General features: G+C 64.9%; 14 protein-coding genes and 1 pseudogene. 9 read left to right on the top strand and 6 right to left on the bottom strand.

The window, feature by feature from the left end; all coding sequences use genetic code 11:
- Positions 1-6 precede the first annotated feature (6 nt).
- From ACFDR9_RS00125 to ACFDR9_RS00115, 3 genes are all read right to left on the bottom strand, one after another.
- Positions 7-744, bottom strand: coding sequence for a thioesterase II family protein (locus ACFDR9_RS00125; RefSeq protein ID WP_409029640.1), 738 nt, complete (start codon positions 742-744; stop codon positions 7-9).
- Positions 744-2378, bottom strand: coding sequence for a cyclic peptide export ABC transporter (locus ACFDR9_RS00120; protein ID WP_409029639.1), 1635 nt, complete (start codon positions 2376-2378; stop codon positions 744-746). Before ACFDR9_RS00120 ends, ACFDR9_RS00125 begins: the two co-directional genes overlap by 1 nt.
- A gap of 85 nt (positions 2379-2463) precedes the next feature.
- On the bottom strand, positions 2464-4872 hold the full coding sequence (locus ACFDR9_RS00115; RefSeq protein WP_409029638.1) for a penicillin acylase family protein: 2409 nt from the start codon (positions 4870-4872) through the stop codon (positions 2464-2466).
- A gap of 218 nt (positions 4873-5090) precedes the next feature.
- On the opposite strand from ACFDR9_RS00115, the gene ACFDR9_RS00110 reads away from it, so the two are divergent.
- Positions 5091-6341, top strand: coding sequence for a lysine N(6)-hydroxylase/L-ornithine N(5)-oxygenase family protein (locus tag ACFDR9_RS00110; protein WP_409029637.1), 1251 nt, complete (start codon positions 5091-5093; stop codon positions 6339-6341).
- Between the two features lie 157 nt (positions 6342-6498).
- Positions 6499-8697 carry a TonB-dependent siderophore receptor gene (locus ACFDR9_RS00105; protein WP_409029636.1) on the top strand — a complete coding sequence of 733 codons (2199 nt, stop codon included), beginning with the start codon at positions 6499-6501 and terminating at the stop codon, positions 8695-8697.
- Between the two features lie 437 nt (positions 8698-9134).
- Here the strand turns inward: ACFDR9_RS00105 and ACFDR9_RS00100 are convergent, their stop codons facing one another.
- Complete coding sequence (locus ACFDR9_RS00100; RefSeq protein WP_081611776.1) at positions 9135-9611, bottom strand: MarR family winged helix-turn-helix transcriptional regulator; 477 nt, start codon at positions 9609-9611, stop codon at positions 9135-9137.
- A gap of 7 nt (positions 9612-9618) precedes the next feature.
- The gene (locus tag ACFDR9_RS00095) at positions 9619-10482 is read right to left on the bottom strand and encodes an alpha/beta fold hydrolase (RefSeq protein WP_409029635.1); all 864 of its coding nucleotides are present in this window, start codon (positions 10480-10482) and stop codon (positions 9619-9621) included.
- A 40-nt stretch (positions 10483-10522) separates the two neighbouring features.
- Here ACFDR9_RS00095 and ACFDR9_RS00090 point away from each other — a divergent pair.
- The 5 genes and pseudogenes from ACFDR9_RS00090 to ACFDR9_RS00070 form a co-directional block, all read left to right on the top strand.
- A pseudogene (locus ACFDR9_RS00090) lies at positions 10523-11034 on the top strand (recombinase family protein); the annotation flags it as partial.
- Positions 11008-11244, top strand: coding sequence for a helix-turn-helix domain-containing protein (locus ACFDR9_RS00085; protein WP_409029809.1), 237 nt, complete (start codon positions 11008-11010; stop codon positions 11242-11244). The pseudogene ACFDR9_RS00090 and the gene ACFDR9_RS00085, both read left to right, overlap by 27 nt.
- 206 nt (positions 11245-11450) lie before the next feature.
- Positions 11451-11783: a hypothetical protein gene (locus tag ACFDR9_RS00080; protein WP_409029634.1), complete on the top strand. Its 333-nt coding sequence runs from the start codon at positions 11451-11453 to the stop codon at positions 11781-11783.
- A gap of 117 nt (positions 11784-11900) precedes the next feature.
- Complete coding sequence (locus ACFDR9_RS00075) at positions 11901-12347, top strand: hypothetical protein (RefSeq protein WP_409029633.1); 447 nt, start codon at positions 11901-11903, stop codon at positions 12345-12347.
- A gap of 392 nt (positions 12348-12739) precedes the next feature.
- Positions 12740-13288 carry a hypothetical protein gene (locus ACFDR9_RS00070; protein WP_017875533.1) on the top strand — a complete coding sequence of 183 codons (549 nt, stop codon included), beginning with the start codon at positions 12740-12742 and terminating at the stop codon, positions 13286-13288.
- A 189-nt stretch (positions 13289-13477) separates the two neighbouring features.
- On the opposite strand, the gene ACFDR9_RS00065 is transcribed toward ACFDR9_RS00070, so the two are convergent.
- The gene (locus ACFDR9_RS00065) at positions 13478-14317 is read right to left on the bottom strand and encodes a formyltransferase family protein (protein WP_409029632.1); all 840 of its coding nucleotides are present in this window, start codon (positions 14315-14317) and stop codon (positions 13478-13480) included.
- Between the two features lie 182 nt (positions 14318-14499).
- Here ACFDR9_RS00065 and ACFDR9_RS00060 point away from each other — a divergent pair, with 182 nt between their 5' ends.
- Both ACFDR9_RS00060 and ACFDR9_RS00055 read left to right on the top strand, forming a co-directional pair.
- Positions 14500-15456 carry an alpha/beta hydrolase gene (locus tag ACFDR9_RS00060; protein WP_409029631.1) on the top strand — a complete coding sequence of 319 codons (957 nt, stop codon included), beginning with the start codon at positions 14500-14502 and terminating at the stop codon, positions 15454-15456.
- An 11-nt stretch (positions 15457-15467) separates the two neighbouring features.
- Positions 15468-16217 (top strand): GNAT family N-acetyltransferase, encoded by a 750-nt coding sequence (locus tag ACFDR9_RS00055; protein ID WP_409029630.1) that lies wholly within the window; start codon positions 15468-15470, stop codon positions 16215-16217.
- Positions 16218-16273: the final 56 nt, after the last annotated feature.

Here is a 16273-nt window from a genome sequence, read left to right as displayed (position 1 = left end):
CACGAGTCAAGGGCACAACGCCGGCTGCCTGAGCGCCAGGGCGCGCTCCAGCGCCTGCATCAATTGCCGCTCCTGCGCCTGCCCGCGCAGATAGAAATGGCCGCCGTCGTACCACTCCAGCCCGAAGTCCGAACCGGCTTCCCGGCGCCATGCCTGCATCTGCGGCGCCGTGTAGCGGTCGTTGCGGCCGGCCATCACCCACAGCGGCATATCCAACGGCGGCGCCGCCGCGTCGAAGCAGAAGCTGGCGCACACGCGGTAGTCCGCGCGCATCGTCGGCAAGATCATCTGCATCAATTCCCCGCTGTCGAACACGGCCTCGGGCGTGCCGCCCTGGCGCCGCAGCTCGGCGACCAGCGCCTGGTCGTCGTCCGGCGTGAAGACCAGCGTGTCGCGGCACGATGGCGCGGCGCTGGCCGAAACCAGCAGCGCGCGCGGCGCCCTGCCCCCGCCAAGTTGGCGCAGGCGCCGCGCCATGCCATACGCCAGCAAGCCGCCCATGCTATGGCCGAACAAGGCGTACGGCCGCGGCGGCAGGCGTAGGTATTCGTCGCACAGCTGCGCAAGCAAGGTGTCGTAGTCCTGCACCAGCGCCTCGCCCGAGCGCACGCCCCGGCCCGGCAACTCCATTGGCGTCAAACCAATCCACGCCGGCAGCAAACGCCGCCAGCGCAGGTACATGGTGGCGCTGGCGCCCGCGTTAGGCAGGCACAGCAAGGTAATCGACGCGCTGTCGGCAACCACTATGCCGCCTGGACGCGGGTGCGCGGCGTGGTGTCCTCGCTGAGCTGGCCGTTTTCCATGCGGATCAGCCGGTCGGCCAGGTGGAAATAGCGGTCGTCGTGCGAGATCACCAGAATGGTCTTGCCCTGCGCCTTCAGCTCGGCCAGCACTTCCTGGTAGAACACGTTTTTGAACAGCGGGTCCTGGTCTGCCGCCCATTCGTCGAACACCAGGAAGGGCCGGTTCTCCAAGCAAGCGACCACCAGCGCCAGACGTTTGCGCTGCCCCTGCGACAGCGCCTGCGTGGTGAACGCGCCGTCGCGTACCTGGACCTTGTGTTGCAGGTGCAGGCGTTCAATCAGGCGGTTGCCGCGCGCGTCCAGATCCGCGCCGCCGTCGCCGCTGTGCAGCAGCCGGTCGAACAGGTAGAAGTCGGAAAACACGGTGCTGAACAATTGCCGGTACTGGTCGCGGTTGCTGTCGTCGATGCTGCGGCCGTTGAGCGTGACGCGGCCCGATTCCGGCGGATACAGGCCGACCAGCAATTTGGCTAGCGTGGTCTTGCCGCTGCCGTTGCCGCCGACCAGGAACACTACTTCGCCCGGTTTGAAGACGAAGCTGACCGGCCCCAGGGCGAAGAAGTCATCGCTTTGCTCGTGGTAGTAGCGGTGCACCACCGATTCCAGCGCCAGTTGGTACAGCGGCTCCGGCTGGGCGCTGGTGACGGCCTGCTCGTGCTCGGCCATGCCCGCCGTGATCTCGTCGATGCGCTTGGCCGATGCCTTGGCCAGATTGGCGCGCGGGATGTTGAGCAGCAGCACTTCGAGCGGCGTAACCATGTAGACGAACACCAGCGCGAAGCCGGTCATGACGCGGGACTGGTCGGGCGCGTCGCCCAGCAGCACGAACAAGACCAGGCCGATGAAGGCGTAGATCAGGAAATTGGCCCAACTGGCCGACACCACAAAAATCGACATGCCAAGCGTGCGGGCGCTGCGCACCTGCTCGATCGACGCGCCCAGCACTTGCTCGCGGAAGACTGTGCGCTTGCCGAAATGCAGCCGCAGTTCCTTGGCGCCGTCGGTCAGCGCGCGGAAATGGCCGAACAGGCGGTCCTGCTCCTCCGCCGCCAGGTTCAAATGGCGGATCGCGCGCAGGTTGGCCAGGTGGTAGCCGAAGGAACCGAGCCCGATCAGCGCGACGGCGAACAGGAAGATTTGCCACGACAACAGTAGCATGTAGGTCAGGCAACCGAGTACCACGACGAAATTGCTCAGGATGGCAGGGAACGTGACGAAGAAGGCGGCGACGTTGGCGCTGTGCTCGGACAGCGCCGACTGCACCTTGGCCGAACCGACCGCTTCCAGGTTGCGGTAGTCGGCCGCCATGACGCGGCCGCTGACGTAGCGCCGTAATTCGGCGTGGGCGTGCTGGCTAAGGCGCTCGAACAGGCCCGAGGCGACGATGTGGGTGAGCATCAGCCCGATTGCCAGCACGCCGAACATCCAGGCCATGCCGGCGCGCGCCGACGGCGCGGCGCTGAGGGCCTCGCTGATGAGGGCGATCAGCGCGACGCCGCAGACACCGTGCGCAACGCTGCCGGCGGCGGCGGCGAGCAACAGGCCCCTGGATTGTTGAATCAAAAATCGTAACATGAACGTAATCCTTGTGAGTGGGCTTCCCTTGCAAGACGAACGGTGGTGCGCCTTGTTTAGCCTGATTTGTTTGGAACGGGCCTGCTTACGGCTGCAATACCGTGCTCGACGTGACTGCGGCGGCGATCTCGGCCTCGCGGAACGGAAAGCGCTGCCATTGCTTGGCCGCGTAGCGCTGTAGCGCCGAATTGCCCGCCACGTCGGCCAGCCCGGTGTCGCGCAAGCCGTGGGCGAGCAAGGTGTCGGCTTGCGCGCCACCCGGTCCGAAGCGCACCACTTGCACATAGCTGTTGCCGACAAAGTCAGGCGGTACGCCCCGGCTGCCCAGCGCCCGGCAGGCCACCGTGTAGTAACCGCCCTGGTGGCAGCCGCCGTACAGCGGCACATGCGCGGCGGCGGCGCCGTCGCCGGCGTACAGGCTGTCGCCAAGCAAGGTGTCGAGCGCCTGGCCGGCGTCGGTCATCGCCAGCACCGCCGCCCCCAAGCTGGTCGCCATGCGCGGGTCCCCGGCCTGGATGCGCGCCGGCGTCTCCAGCGGATGGGCCGGGTCGAACGGCACGGCAAAGCGCTCGGCCTCGGGAATTTTCTCCACCCTGGCCCAGAACTGCTCCCACAACAGCGCCCCGCGCTCGCCCGCGTTGGCGCTGTCGTTCCAGCCGCCCAGCACGCGGCACGCCTGCGCCAGGCGCACCGGCCGCGGCGCGTCAAAGATCTTGCCGGTCAGACTGTCGCGCTCCACCTTGACCACCCGCTGCGAGCAGATCGACTCCAGCAGCGGCGTCTTGTACAGTTGCGCCGCCAGCGAGCGGGCGTCCAACACTTGCCGCTTCAGGCTGTCGACCACCTCGGCCGCCGGCAGCGGCGCATGCGCCAGCAGCTCGGCGGCGATACCGTGGCCGATTTTGCCGCGCAGCGACACGCCTTGGCGCTCGCCGCCCATCACCAAGGGATAGCCTTCCAGCGGCTCGGCCGGGTTGCTCAGCCAATAACTCTCGTTCGAGTTCGCCACATAGTCGGTGCGAAACAGTCCCGGCTGCGCGGACGCCGGCAAGGCGCCGGGCTGGGCGGCGGCGCCGTCGACGAGCCAGTTGCAATCGCCGCGGCTGCCGTCGAGCACCGGCGCGAGCGGGTCGACCGCGGCAAACGCCTTCGACGCCGGCGTTGCGCAGCGCGCGCGCAAGCGGTCCGGCGCGTTCGGCACCGCGCCGATGTCGGCATACCAGACGCGGGCGTCGCCGCGACCGATGGCGACCGTGTTGACCCACGGCGTGCCGGCCTCGCGCTTCTGGATTTCCACAAAGTGTTGCAGCGAGCGCGCCTGGTTCCAGTAAAAGAAGGTGCGGAAAACCCGCAGGTTGTCGGCGTTGACGTCGCGCAGCGCCAGCGCCTTGCCGGCGCTCCAGCCCAGTTCGGGCGCCAGCACGCCCAGGTCGAGCAGCGGACCGTATTGGCTGGAATACAGCGTGCGCGTGGCGCTGTCGCCTTGGCCGTCAGCGCCGCGCAGGGGCACGGTGACGGTGTGCGCGCGCATCGGCACCACGTCCTGGTCGAGCCGATAGTGGGTCGGGTCCGCCAGCGTCAGGTCGAACAGGCCGAAACGCCGCGCTTCGGACACCGTATGGCTCCACGCGACGTTGTCGTTGAAGCCCACCATCAGCACCGGCACGCCGAGGAAGGACACGCCGGCGGCGTTCAGCTTGCCGGGTATGCTCAAGTGGGCCTGGTAGAAGCGGTCCGGCCCGCGCCAGAACCAGTGCGGGTTGCCAAACAGCACGGACTGCGCCTCGCCGGTGACGTCGCCGCCCAGCGCCAGGGCGTTGCTGCCAATCCCGGGCTGGTTGCCGATGGTGTGCGCCAGCGTCTGGGCCAGCGTCGGCCCCGGCGCCGCCCGGGTGGCCGGGTGGGCCTGCGCCCGGGCGGCGCCGGGCGGCGCCGCGTTGGCAATCGCCGGGATAAAGCGCGCATAGCCGGCGCTGATGCTGGCGGCATACATGCGCCGGTAGATGTCGCCGGCCGTGATGTTCTCCACCCACGCTTGGCTGGCGCAGGCGTCGCTGCGGGCCTGCCGGGCTTGTCCCAGATAGCGGTTGTAGCCGTCGGCGAACCCGCCGATCAATTGTTGCAGCTCAACCGGCTGGGCGCGCCGGTACGCCGCCACCATCGCCTCGGTTGCGTAGGCGGCAAAGAAGAAATCCAGTTCCAGGTTGGTCGGGCGCCCCAGCATCGATTCATGCTCGGGCCGGTTGTCCGCTCCCCAATGCAAGCTGCGCCGGCCCTTGTAGGTGACAAACGCCTCGCTCAGCGTGCACAAAGCGTCCTGCGCTTGCACATAGCCATAACCCAGGCCGAGGTCGCGCCAGTTGGCCGCCTTGATATGCGGAATGCCGTCGGCGGTGCGACGAATACTGACCTCGGCCGCCTGCGTCGCGCCGGCCGACAGCGTCAACAGGGCCGCCAGCGCCGCCCCCATGGCCGGCCTCGAATTGTTCAACATAGTTGTGCTCTTTCATCTGTGTGCATGCAGGCCTGACGTATCGGCGCCGCCAATTTTTAAGCCCTTGGGCGCCGTCGCCGCCAAAGAATAAAAAAGCGTCGAAATTGTAAACAGTTCTCATTCCGGTTCGTCAATCCAGCAAGACCATACAGCGACCGGCGTCTTTCTAAAGCCTCCGGTTCCCGCGAACCGCTCAACAGGACATCAGCACATACACCATGCATATCCATAAACTCATTGGCATCGGCTTCGGCCCCTCCAACCTGGCGCTGGCCATCGCACTGCAGGAGCAAGGCCAGCCGGCCGACGCGCTGTATCTGGAAAGGCAGCAGCAATTCGCCTGGCATCCGGACATGCTGCTGGATGGCACGCATATGCAGATTTCATTCCTAAAAGACCTGGCCACGCTGCGCAACCCGGCCAGCCGCTACACCTTCCTGCATTACCTGCACCAGCGCCAACGCCTGCAAGATTTCATTAACCTGAAAACCTTTTACCCGAGCCGGCGCGAGTTCAACGACTACCTGGCCTGGGCCGCGCGCCAGTTCGCCGCGCAATGCCGCTACGGCGAGGAAGTCAGCGCGGTGCTGCCGGTGCTGAGCAAGGGCCAGGTCACGCACCTGACGGTGCAGTCGCGCGACAGCCAGGGCCAGGTGCACGAGCGCCAGGCGCGCAACATCGTCGTCAGCGTCGGCGGCAGTCCGGCCATTCCTGAGTGCTTCGCTGCGTTCCGCGGCGACGCCCGCGTGTTCCACTCCAGCGCCTACCTGTCCGCGCTGGGCCAGTTGAAGGACGCGCGCCGCGTCGCGGTCATCGGCGCCGGCCAGAGCGCCGCCGAGATTTTCATGGATTTGCACGGCAAGGGCTATAACGTCGACCTGGTGACGCGGGCGCGCGCGCTCAAGCCGGCCGACGACAGCCCCTTCGTCAATGAAATCTTCAACCCCGACTACACCGACTATGTGTTCCAGCAGACCCCGGCCGAGCGCGCCGCGCTGCTCGACGAGCATCTCAACACCAATTACGCGGTGGCCGACACGGCGCTGATCGAACAGATCTTCAACGTCTTCTACCAGCAAAAGGTGCTGGGCGACCAGCGCCACCAGTTCCTGCGCCGCCACGAGGTCGTCGCCGCCCACGCGGAAGCGGCCGGCGTCCAGTTGCAACTGCGCGACCACGAAAGCGGCAATACCTTCGCCAGCCGCTACGACGCGGTGATCCTGGCCACCGGCTACCGCCGCCAGCAGCACCAAAACCTGCTGGCGCCGCTGGCGCCATGGCTGGACGGCATGGCGGTGGATCGCCACTACCAGTTGATCGGCAACGCCCAGTTCCAGCCGCGGGTGTTCTTGCAGGGCGGTTGCGAGGCTTCGCACGGCCTGTCCGACACCTTGCTGTCGATCACCGCCATCCGCAGCCAGGAGATCGGCGCGGCGCTGCACGCCACCGCGCCCGCGCCCGCGCTATAGCAATGCCAGCCGCCGTAGTGCGGGCGCGGCGCCGAATATGTCGACTAAACAAATGGATCGCTGATTCGTCAAGGTCATAAGCGTTGTTGCGTCCAGGCATTTCGGACGCGCCCGCCACCCTTCCGTCATCACCTACTAAACTGAACAGCAAGCGAAAATGCATATCAAATCTAGCAAACTTCCGGTCCGCCGCAGCGTCCTGGCCCTGCAACTGGCCCTGGCCAGCCTTTCCGTCGGCGGCGCCGCCCACGCCCAACAGGCAGGCGCCGCCACGGCCAAGGAGGGGCAGACCATGGCGCCCGTGACGGTAACGGCGGGCGCCATCGGCCCCAGCGAAGGCAGCGGCTCCTACACCAGCGCCGGCAGCACCGCCGCCACCGGCCTGAATTTGTCGATCCGCGACACCCCGCAATCGGTCAGCGTGATCACCCGCGAACGCCTGGACGACCAGGCGCTGCTGTCGGTGTTCGAGGTCGCCAACACCACCACCGGCGTCTCCGCCAAGGGAATCGACAGCGTGCGCGGCAATTTCTTCGCCCGCGGCTTCCAGATCGACAAGCTGCAAATCGACGGCACGCCGATGGCCGGCAACAATGAAGGCGAGGCCAATGCCGACACCGCGATCTACGACCGGGTCGAGATCGTGCGCGGCGCCACCGGCCTGATGAGCGGCAGCGGCAGCCCGTCGGCGTCGATCAACCTGATCCGCAAACACGCCGACAGCAAGCAGTTCACCGGCTCGGCCAGCGTCGGCCTGGGTTCCTGGGACCGGCGCAACGGCGTCATCGACCTGAGCGCGCCACTGACACAGGACGGTTCGGTGCGCGGCCGCGTGGTCGTCAGCGCCGAGGACAAGGACAACTTCATCCGCCTTGAAACCACCCAAAAGGCGCTGGTCTACGGCGTCATCGACGCCGACCTGGGCCGCGACACCAAACTGAGCGTGGGCTTCAGCGAGCAGCGCGACGAGCACCGCGGCAACCAGTGGGCCGGCCTGCCGATTTTCTACACCGACGGCAGCCGCACCGACTGGGACCGCGCCACCACCACGGCGGCCAACTGGAACCGCTGGGACACCCGCCAGCAAAGCGTCTTCGCCACCGTCGACCACCGCCTCGGCAAGGAATGGAAGCTGCAGGCGTCGGCTACGCGGCGCAGCAACACCGGCGACCAGCGCCTGAACTGGATGGAGGGCGCGGTCGACCGCGCCACCGGCCTGGGCCTGCAACCCTGGCTGGTCGGCTACGGCGTCGACGCCACGCAGACCGACTTCGGCCTGACCGCCTCCGGCCCGTTCGAACTGCTGGGGCGCAAGCATGAAGTGGCCGTCGGCCTGCTGCACGGCAAACACGATCTGGAATGGCAGAACAGCAACGCCAGCGAACTGCCGCCGATCGGCGACTTCCGCGCTTGGAGCGGTGCCTATCCGGAGCCAACCTGGTCGGCGTACCAGCTCGGCAACCGCTCGCGCGAGACCCAGACCAGCGTCTACGGCGTGGCGCGACTGCAATTGACGGACGCGCTCAAGTTCATCGCCGGCGCCCGCGTCAGCAACTGGAACCGCGACGGCGAAGCGACGCTATGGACGGCGCAAGCGTACTCGATCCGCCACCACGGCGTCGTCACGCCCTACGCCGGCGCCGTGTTCGACCTGAGTCCGCAGGCCTCGCTGTACGCGAGCTACACCAGCATCTTCGATCCGCAGAATAGCCGCGACAAGACCGGCGCCTATCTGGAGCCGCTGAAAGGCAAGAACATCGAAATCGGCGTCAAGGGCGAACTGCTCGACGGCAAGCTGAACACCTCCTTCGCGTTGTTCCAGGTGAAGCAGGACAATTTCGCCATCGCCGACGGCAACCAGGTCATCCCGAACACCCGCGAGCAAGCCTACATCACCGGCGACGGCAGCAAAACCCGGGGTTACGAAATGGAATTGAACGGCGAACTGGCTAGCGGCTGGAACGCCAGCGTGGGCTGGAGCCAGTTCACCAGCGAGGACGCCAGCGGCAAGGCGATCAACACCGCCCATCCGCACAAGATGCTCAAGGTGTACACCAAGTACCGCCTGCCCGGCGAGTGGAAAAACCTGGCCGTCGGCGGCGGCGTGAACTGGGAAGGCCGCAGCTACGCGCAATTCCCCAGCCCGTTCGGCGGGGCCGATCTCCGGGTGGGCCAGGACGCCTACGCGGTCGCCAGCGTGATGGCGCGTTACGAGATCAACCCGCGGTTGTCGCTGCAGGTGAACGTGAACAATCTGTTTGACAAAAAATACTACGCCAACCAGATCGACACCTTCAAGAACATCATGTACGGCGCGCCGCGCAATGTGTTGGCGACGCTGAAGTACACGTTTTAAACTAAAAAAGTTGAAGTATGGATGCAGGGGGCGGACCGCAATGTTTGCCCCCTGCATCGTTTGCGATCAACAAGCGTCCAGCCGGCGCTTAAAACTGACCGAAGAAATCACGCGCGACCACTTCGCAGGCGATCTTGATCATGAATAATGCCTTACTGAGATCGATGAGATGGCGGCCGATGAAGGTCAAAAAGTCGTCATTGGTCGCCGTCCTGCTGTCGTGAAAACACTCCCGTCAGCAGCGCGGCGACCGCGCGCAGCCGCGATCTTGTCAATAACTATGTGAAATATTCTCGCCGCTTGGGGCCAAGATCCTTAAGTTCGGTGGAATGGCGTCGGCTCCAGGTTCGAGCTGATTGCTGAACATCACTTGAATCTCGGCCGCCTTGGTATGGAGCTGTTCGCTCATGTCCTTGAGCCGGTATGGTCGCGTCAACTTATTCGATAGATGCGTGATTTTCCTCCACCGACGCGATCAGGTGTTTCAATACGCGCATGTGTTCATCGAGCGACTGAATATCAAAGCCGGCGCCAATCAAATTCGCCCACCGTGTTTGCCTGTCGGACAAGTTGGCGATAGCCGCGCGTCCGCTGGGCGTGGGTGTCGCCAGGCGCGCAGTTTTATGGGCCGGGTTATCGTTCATCGTCAGCAATCCCTCCGCGACCAGCGCGTCGCTGAGGCGCTGCACGCTTTGTCGCGCCAGCCCCATGTTGCGGGCGATATCCGCGACGGTGCGAGGTTCGCTGAGGACGGCGCCGAGCACCCGCCAACGCGCCGCCGTCAGGCCCGCCGGCGCGGCGATTTTGTCGGCTGCGTCCATTAATGCGCCGTCGAGCCGAAAAGCAAGTAACACGATCTCGGTCAGCGCCGCGCCAGCGGGTGTTTTTTTGATCCTTGGTGATCGTGTAGTCATAAGAGCGTTAGCCTTGCGGATCAAGTTCGTTGATGAATTGTTCCATTGCCAGGGCGGTGGCCTCCGGCTGATCCATTTGCAGCCAGTGCCCCGATCCGTGAATCACGCGAAACGCCGCTTCGGGCTTGAGCCATCGCAGCGATGACGGCGTATCGCCAGCTTCGCTGGAAAGTATCAACATCGGCTTCGTATAGCTCGCCAGGTCCGTTTCGGGATTCCAGGCCAGCATTGCCGCGGTCATGGCAATGAAAGTTTGCATCTCGATGCTTTCCGAGCTGGCGAGGACCAGCGCGACAGTATCAGCGTTGTCGCCGGCAATCGAGTTCAGATAGTCACGCAGGTAAGCGCGGTTGTCCGAGCCCTTTAGCGCAGCATCTATCTGCGTCTGGATGGGTTGCGGAATCGCTCGCGGGTCGGATGGCGGATCAAGCAAGATCAGTCCAGCGACTTTGTCTGAATTGGCCGCCGCGTAGCGCAGTGCCGTGGCGCTGCCCGCGCTGTGCGCGACCAGGATGAACTGTTGAAGATCCATGGCGTCTGCTACGGCGCAGATGTCCTCGGCCCGTCCTGCATAGCTGTAGTCACCATTCGCCGGGGCATCACTGGCGCCATGGCCGCGGGCGTCGAACGCCACGACTTGGCGCCGCGAACGGAAGCGCTCAGACAATTCGCGCCACTGACTGGCTTGGCCGGGATCGGCGTGTACGAACAGAATCGGTATCTGGCCGCAGCGATCCGCCGACGCGGTCATTGATATTGCGCATTGTGGTCCTTTGATGCGACGTTCAATCATTTGAGTTGCCGCCTCCGCTTTGTCGCATTCGCGTTGGGTCGGATAAAGCGGGCTTGCAGGGAGATCCTTTGAAGTCATAGTAGATCCCAATTTGACAGTGTACTGTCACTCTCCGTTAATGACAGTGTACTGTCAACTTCATCATCCTTCCTATTTCAAACTGTATTGCACCGCTCACGCCGAAGCACAGAAAGTGGTCTTCGATTCCGCGCCGACGTATGTCGTCGCGGCCTCAGCCTGTGGCGATTTCACTTCTGGCGTTGGGAGACGAGCCCGACCCATGGGGCTCTACGGATATGCCCGCGTTTCCTGCAGCGACCAGGATTTCGCCCTGCAGGAGCAGGCGCTGCGCGCCGCCGGCTGCGACGTGGTCCGGGCCGAGAAGGCGAGCGGCACCAGCCGCGCCGGACGCACCGAGCTGGAGACGCTGCTCGATTTCCTGCGGCGGGGTGACACGCTGGTCGTGACGAGGATCGACCGCCTGGCGCGCAGCATCGAGGATTTGCAGGACATCGTCACACGCTGAAGGAGCGCGGCGTCACCCTCAAGGCGACCGAGCAAGCCATCGACACCCGCAGCGCCGCCGGCAAGGCGTTCCTGGACATGCTGGGCGTGTTCGCGGAGTTCGAAACCAACCTCCGGCGCGAGCGCCAGCTCGAGGGCATCGCCGCCGCCAAGGCTCGCGGAGCCTACCGTGGGCGCAAGCCGTCGGTCGATCCCGTCGAGGTCCAGCGCCTGCGCGTCGAGGCGAAGCTTGGCGCGACGGAGATCGCGCGACGGCTCGGCGTCGGCCGCGCCTCGGTGTACCGCGCGCTGGCCCGCCATGAGCGGCCGGCGTAAGGCGATTCCCGTCGATTCGCTGCTGCAGCGACGGCAGCGGCTGGATCGCTTGCCGCGCAAGAGTCTGGAACGGGCAGCCCAGATCGCCGCAGCGGCCGGCTTGTACGGCGTCTCCGCGACGACCGTCTATTGGGCGCTGCAAGCGGTTCAGAAGCCGAACGCTGTGCACCGCGCCGACCACGGCAAGCCGCCACTGTTGCCGCAAAATGGAGCTGGAGCGCTATTGCGAGCTGATCGCGGCGCTGAAACTGCGCACCACCAACAAGGCCGGGCGCCACCTTTTCACCGGGCGGGCCATCGAGCTGATGGAGGACTACGGCGTGGAAACGATACAGGGCTTGGTCAAGGCGCCCAAGGGCCTGCTGCGGCGTCCGACCGTCAATCGCCACCTTTCCCATTGCGGCTCGATCAACCCCACTTGTTGCGCGAACCGCCAGCGCTGCGTTTTCAGGCAGAGCACAGCAACGACTGCTGGCAATTCGACATGGCGCCGTCCGACCTTAAACACATCGACAAGCCCGATTGGATCGACCCTTTGAAGGGCGTGCCGACCTTGATGCTGTTCAGCGTGGTGGACGACCGCAGCGGCGTCGGCTACCAGGAGTACCAGTCAAGAGCAGGGCCTTCCAAAACGTCATGCTGGCCCTCGATATCGCGTGGCTCACGCACATCCCGGCCGGCATGCAGATCCCCAAGCAGGGCGAGCGGCGCGACCGCGAGCTGCAGGAGCTGGTGAAAAAGGGCAGGCGGCCCGTGGCGCTGTTCAGACGCTCGCGCTCGAGGCGGGCTACCAGACGGGCGAGAAGCCGGTCACGGCGGAATTGGTGGAGACGGTGCTGTTGCGCCAGCTCGACAACCTGGAGCCGACGCTGGCGCGCCACGGCTACCGGCTCAAGGACATGACCGAGCAGTTCGACGCCTGGATCTGTCCCGACGTGTACCTAATAAATCGAATCCGTCGCATGCTCGGCAACGTTCTCGACGAGGTCGGCTTCAGCCCTAAAGACCGAGTTCGATTGACGATTGAGGATGATTTGATAACGCTCACCCACGAGCGCTCAGGGCTACCCGCTTCGTCCGGGAGCCGCAGCGCCCAGAACTGAAAAAGGTGCGTGCCCTGCATGAGATGCCACCACCGGGCGCGCTGGAGGAATTCGTCCAGTTGGCCAGATATTGACTGGAGGACGAGTACAGCCCGCATTTGCAGTTAGCGTGAGCCGGCGGCAATGCGAGCCTGCGCCGTCGATTGCAAGCTCATTTGCAGATAGTGTGAGCACGGACCTACCGTCATTTGCAGATAATTCGAGCCGAAATCGGCGTCAAATGCGAGCACGGTCGGTTTCAAACGCGAGCCGCTACAGATAAACATCGGCATTATGCAAACGCAAACCTTCGGCTTTACCAAAAATTGGTAAATGCCAGGCAATGCGAATCGAGACGCACTGCGGTTCCCAATCAGGTACTCTTGAGGTATGGTTTCTCTTGAAAGGAAAAAATGGGCGCTAGCGTAGACTGGATTGTTGATTTGGATGCCACCTTGGACCAGGCGCAGGCATTGGCCGAGCGCGTCAAGGAATGGCTGATCGCCCGGGAGGTCATCTCGACAACGCTATGTCCCCAGCAGGCGTACAGTGGCGCCGACCTGATGGCGCGAGGGGCGTCGGCAGCGCAATGGGACGCCTGCCCTCTGACGCCACCGTTCTTAATGAGTGGACTTGAGGTCGCGATCGAACGGACGGTGTACCACACGGGCGACAACGGCATTGCCGCGATCCGCTGTCCCGGCTGCGCAGCCGCATATGACCCGGACGACCTGCCTTGGAGCGATGCCGTAGGGGCGTGGTTTTCGGACGAGGCCGAGTGCTCTATGGCCTGCCCGGCTTGCCACACCAGCCGAAGCATCGTGGATTGGACGTTCGACATGCCGTGGGGTTTTGGGAATCTCGCGTTCGGGTTCTGGAACTGGCCGATCAGCGAGCAGTTGGTGAACGAGCTATCTGTCTTGACCGGGCATCGCTGTCGTCTGGTCCATGAGCATATTTGACCCAATCGCTGATGACTGCGGCTAGAACTAACTGCGGCCCTTGGCGGCTTCAGCGTTGAATTCATCAAAACCAACTGCGTAACCCCGGGGTCGGACCTTAAGGCCCGACCCCGGCTCTCTGTCTTGGGTTGATTTTCAGCGTTGCCGGCCCGCCAATTTAACGGCATTACTTCGGTCCGTTTTCGCGTATCAAGCCGCCTTGCGCAGGCGCCCCGCCATCAACGTCAAGCCCTGCTGCATCGCCGGGAACAGGCTGAGCTTGAAGTTGTTCCAGCGCAGTTCCAATATCGTATCCTCCGGGTCGATCTCGGTCTTCAGCACGTCGACGATCACCTCGCCCGAGTCGATGCCGTTGTCGACATAATGGAAGGACGCGCCGGTCATCAACACCGGCGGCACCGCCACCGTTTCCATCGTGGTCCAATCGCGCACCTGCTGGCCGCGCGCGCCGTACAGCGCGTTGAGCGTGGCCCAGGCGCCGCGCCGCTCGTAAGGCGACTCCAGCCGCGTAATGCCCGGATGGATGTTGACGATGCGCCTATGGTAGGGGCTGCCCGGGCGCACCAGCTCGTCGAGGATGATCAGCAGGCCGTCCAGCACCACCAGGTCGGCGCCGAGTTCGTTCAGTTTGGCCAGCAGGTTCGCCTCGAACACGCGCTTGCCGGCGACGTGCTCCGGCGTGCCCCTGGCGTGGCGCCGATAGGTCGACGGAATCGCCTGCATCAGCGTGTCGAGGTCGCGGCCCTGCACCTGCAAGCCGGCAGGGCACAGCCACTTCTTGCCGGGCTCGCAGCGGAAGCCGTACTCGGCCAGCTTTTCGCGGTCGCGCGGCGAACCCTCGTCGTCGTCGTAGATGACGGCCTCCAGCGTATAGGACTGGCCCAGGCTGGTTTCATTGAGTTCCTCGACCAGATATTCGAGCGGCGATTTCATGTAGCGCCGTTCCTCCTTATACTCAATGTATTGCCCCGCCTGGTCGGCGGCGGCGTTCCTCAATGAGCAGATATAGACGATTTTTGCCTTCGACATAGATTTTGTACGATCAGAAAATGGTTGTTCGGGCCGGCCGGGTGCTATCCACCCGCAGGCAATGCGCGTGTCCGGCCGCCAGCCGGACTTATACCTCTAGACGAGCGAGGGGCCAAAATAGTTAGCTAAACAAACGCCGCGACGGTTCGTCAAGCAAGCACCGTCACCACTTATCGTTCGCCATGCCGCTCAATCCCGACCTCGAGTCCTTCCTGGAGCTGGTGCAACTCGGCGACAGCCAGCCCATGCACCTGCAAACCCCAACCGCGGCGCGCGCCAGCTACGACGCCGCCACGCCCATGCTCGACGGCCCCGGCGCCGCGTCGGTCGCGGCGCTCGACCTGGCGCTGGCCTGCGCCGACGGCCGCGGCATCGGCGCGCGCCTGTATTCGCCTTCCGACACGGCCGCCGCCCTGCCCTGCCTGCTGTTCTTCCACGGCGGCGGCTTTTGCATCGGCGGCCTGGAGTCGCACGACGCGCTGTGCCGCGACCTGGCCGAGCGCACGCCGTGCAAGGTGCTGGCGGTCGAATATCGCCTCGCGCCGGAGCACAAATTTCCCGCCGCCTTCGACGACGCCGTCGACGCCTGGAGCTGGCTGGAGCGGCACGCGGCGGCCCACGGCATCGACGCCGCCCGCTTGGCGGTCGGCGGCGACAGCGCCGGCGGCACCCTGGCCACGACCCTGTGCATCGCCCTGAAACGGGCCGGGCGGACGCAGCCGGCGCTACAACTGTTGCTGTATCCCTGCACCAGCAGCAAGCAGGACAGCGCTTCGCACCAGCGCCACGGCACCGGCTATCTGCTGGAGGCCGACACGCTGCAATGGATGTTTGCCCACTATCTGAACCACGAAGGCGAGCGCGGCGACTGGCGCTTCGCGCCGCTGGCCGCCGTCGACGTGGCGGGGCTGGCCCCGGCGCACATCGCGCTGGCGGAATACGACCCGCTGCTCGACGAAGGCGTCGCCTACGCCGCCAAGCTGCACGACGCCGGCGTGCCGGCGACGCTAAAAATCTACGCCGGCATGGTGCACGACTTTGCCCGGCTGGGTAACATCGTCGACGCCGCCGACACCTTGCGCGACGACCTGGCGCGGACGCTGGCCGACGCCTTCGCCGGCGCGCGCCTGCCTCTTTGAGCGAAGAACCGATGACCGACAGCAGAACCACAGCGAATCTGGACGAAGGCGATCTCTTAACCCCGCATAACGCGCAGGAGCGGCACTTGTGGTTGCCGCGGGCGCTGCCGGCGCCGGCGCTGGTCTACCAAGTCAGCGCCGGCCGGCGCCACCCGCTGCGCCCGCCGCAGCCGGTGGGCGACGTGTATCGCCGCTATATTCCATGGCTGGAGCGGACGTTGAGTTTCCGGGTCGCCGACAGCGACGCCGATCTGCCGCATTTCCACCGTTGGATGAACGATCCGCATGTGGCCGAGTTCTGGGAGGAGCAAGGCGACTTGGCGCGGCACCGCGCCTATTTGGAGCGGCTGGCGGGCGACCCGCACAGCATTCCACTGATCGCTTGCCTGGACGACGTGCCCTTCGGCTATTTCGAGGTGTACTGGGCCAGCGAGGACCGGATCGCGCCGTTTTGCGAGCCGGATGATTTCGAGCGGGGCTGGCATGTGCTGATCGGCGAAGCCGGGTGCCGGGGCCAAGCCTTCGTATCGGCCTGGCTGCCGTCGATTGCGCACTATCTGTTCTTGGACGACAGCCGCACCGGCAGGCTGGTGATCGAGCCGCGCGCCGACAACCAGCGCATGCGGCGCAATCTGACTCGCTCGGGATACGATTTGTTGGGCGAGTTCGATTTTCCGCATAAGCGCGCCGTGCTTGGCGTGCTGCCGCGCGAGCGCTTTTTTGAGCGCCAGTTGTGGGCGCCGCAGGGCGTTTTTTCGTAGGTCGGGTTAGCCCATGGGGCGTAACCCGACAACGTTAGCTTGGAGCAGCGCGGACG

It is taken from the genome of Janthinobacterium sp. CG_23.3 (genome assembly GCF_046115965.1).
GTDB lineage: Bacteria > Pseudomonadota > Gammaproteobacteria > Burkholderiales > Burkholderiaceae_D > Janthinobacterium.
This window is presented reverse-complemented; position numbering and strand designations above follow the sequence as displayed.

Excerpts from the sequence above, each read along its gene's own strand:
- ACFDR9_RS00095 (WP_409029635.1), bottom strand. The coding sequence starts at position 10,482 with ATGACTTCAAAGGATCTCCCTGCAAGCCCGCTTTATCCGACCCAACGC.
- ACFDR9_RS00110 (WP_409029637.1), top strand. The coding sequence starts at position 5,091 with ATGCATATCCATAAACTCATTGGCATCGGCTTCGGCCCCTCCAACCTG.
- ACFDR9_RS00115 (WP_409029638.1), bottom strand. The coding sequence starts at position 4,872 with ATGTTGAACAATTCGAGGCCGGCCATGGGGGCGGCGCTGGCGGCCCTG.
- ACFDR9_RS00120 (WP_409029639.1), bottom strand. The coding sequence starts at position 2,378 with ATGTTACGATTTTTGATTCAACAATCCAGGGGCCTGTTGCTCGCCGCC.
- ACFDR9_RS00105 (WP_409029636.1), top strand. The coding sequence starts at position 6,499 with ATGCATATCAAATCTAGCAAACTTCCGGTCCGCCGCAGCGTCCTGGCC.
- ACFDR9_RS00070 (WP_017875533.1), top strand. The coding sequence starts at position 12,740 with ATGGGCGCTAGCGTAGACTGGATTGTTGATTTGGATGCCACCTTGGAC.
- ACFDR9_RS00100 (WP_081611776.1), bottom strand. The coding sequence starts at position 9,611 with ATGACTACACGATCACCAAGGATCAAAAAAACACCCGCTGGCGCGGCG.
- ACFDR9_RS00055 (WP_409029630.1), top strand. The coding sequence starts at position 15,468 with ATGACCGACAGCAGAACCACAGCGAATCTGGACGAAGGCGATCTCTTA.
- ACFDR9_RS00085 (WP_409029809.1), top strand. The coding sequence starts at position 11,008 with ATGCTGGGCGTGTTCGCGGAGTTCGAAACCAACCTCCGGCGCGAGCGC.
- ACFDR9_RS00060 (WP_409029631.1), top strand. The coding sequence starts at position 14,500 with ATGCCGCTCAATCCCGACCTCGAGTCCTTCCTGGAGCTGGTGCAACTC.
- ACFDR9_RS00080 (WP_409029634.1), top strand. The coding sequence starts at position 11,451 with ATGGAGCTGGAGCGCTATTGCGAGCTGATCGCGGCGCTGAAACTGCGC.
- ACFDR9_RS00065 (WP_409029632.1), bottom strand. The coding sequence starts at position 14,317 with ATGTCGAAGGCAAAAATCGTCTATATCTGCTCATTGAGGAACGCCGCC.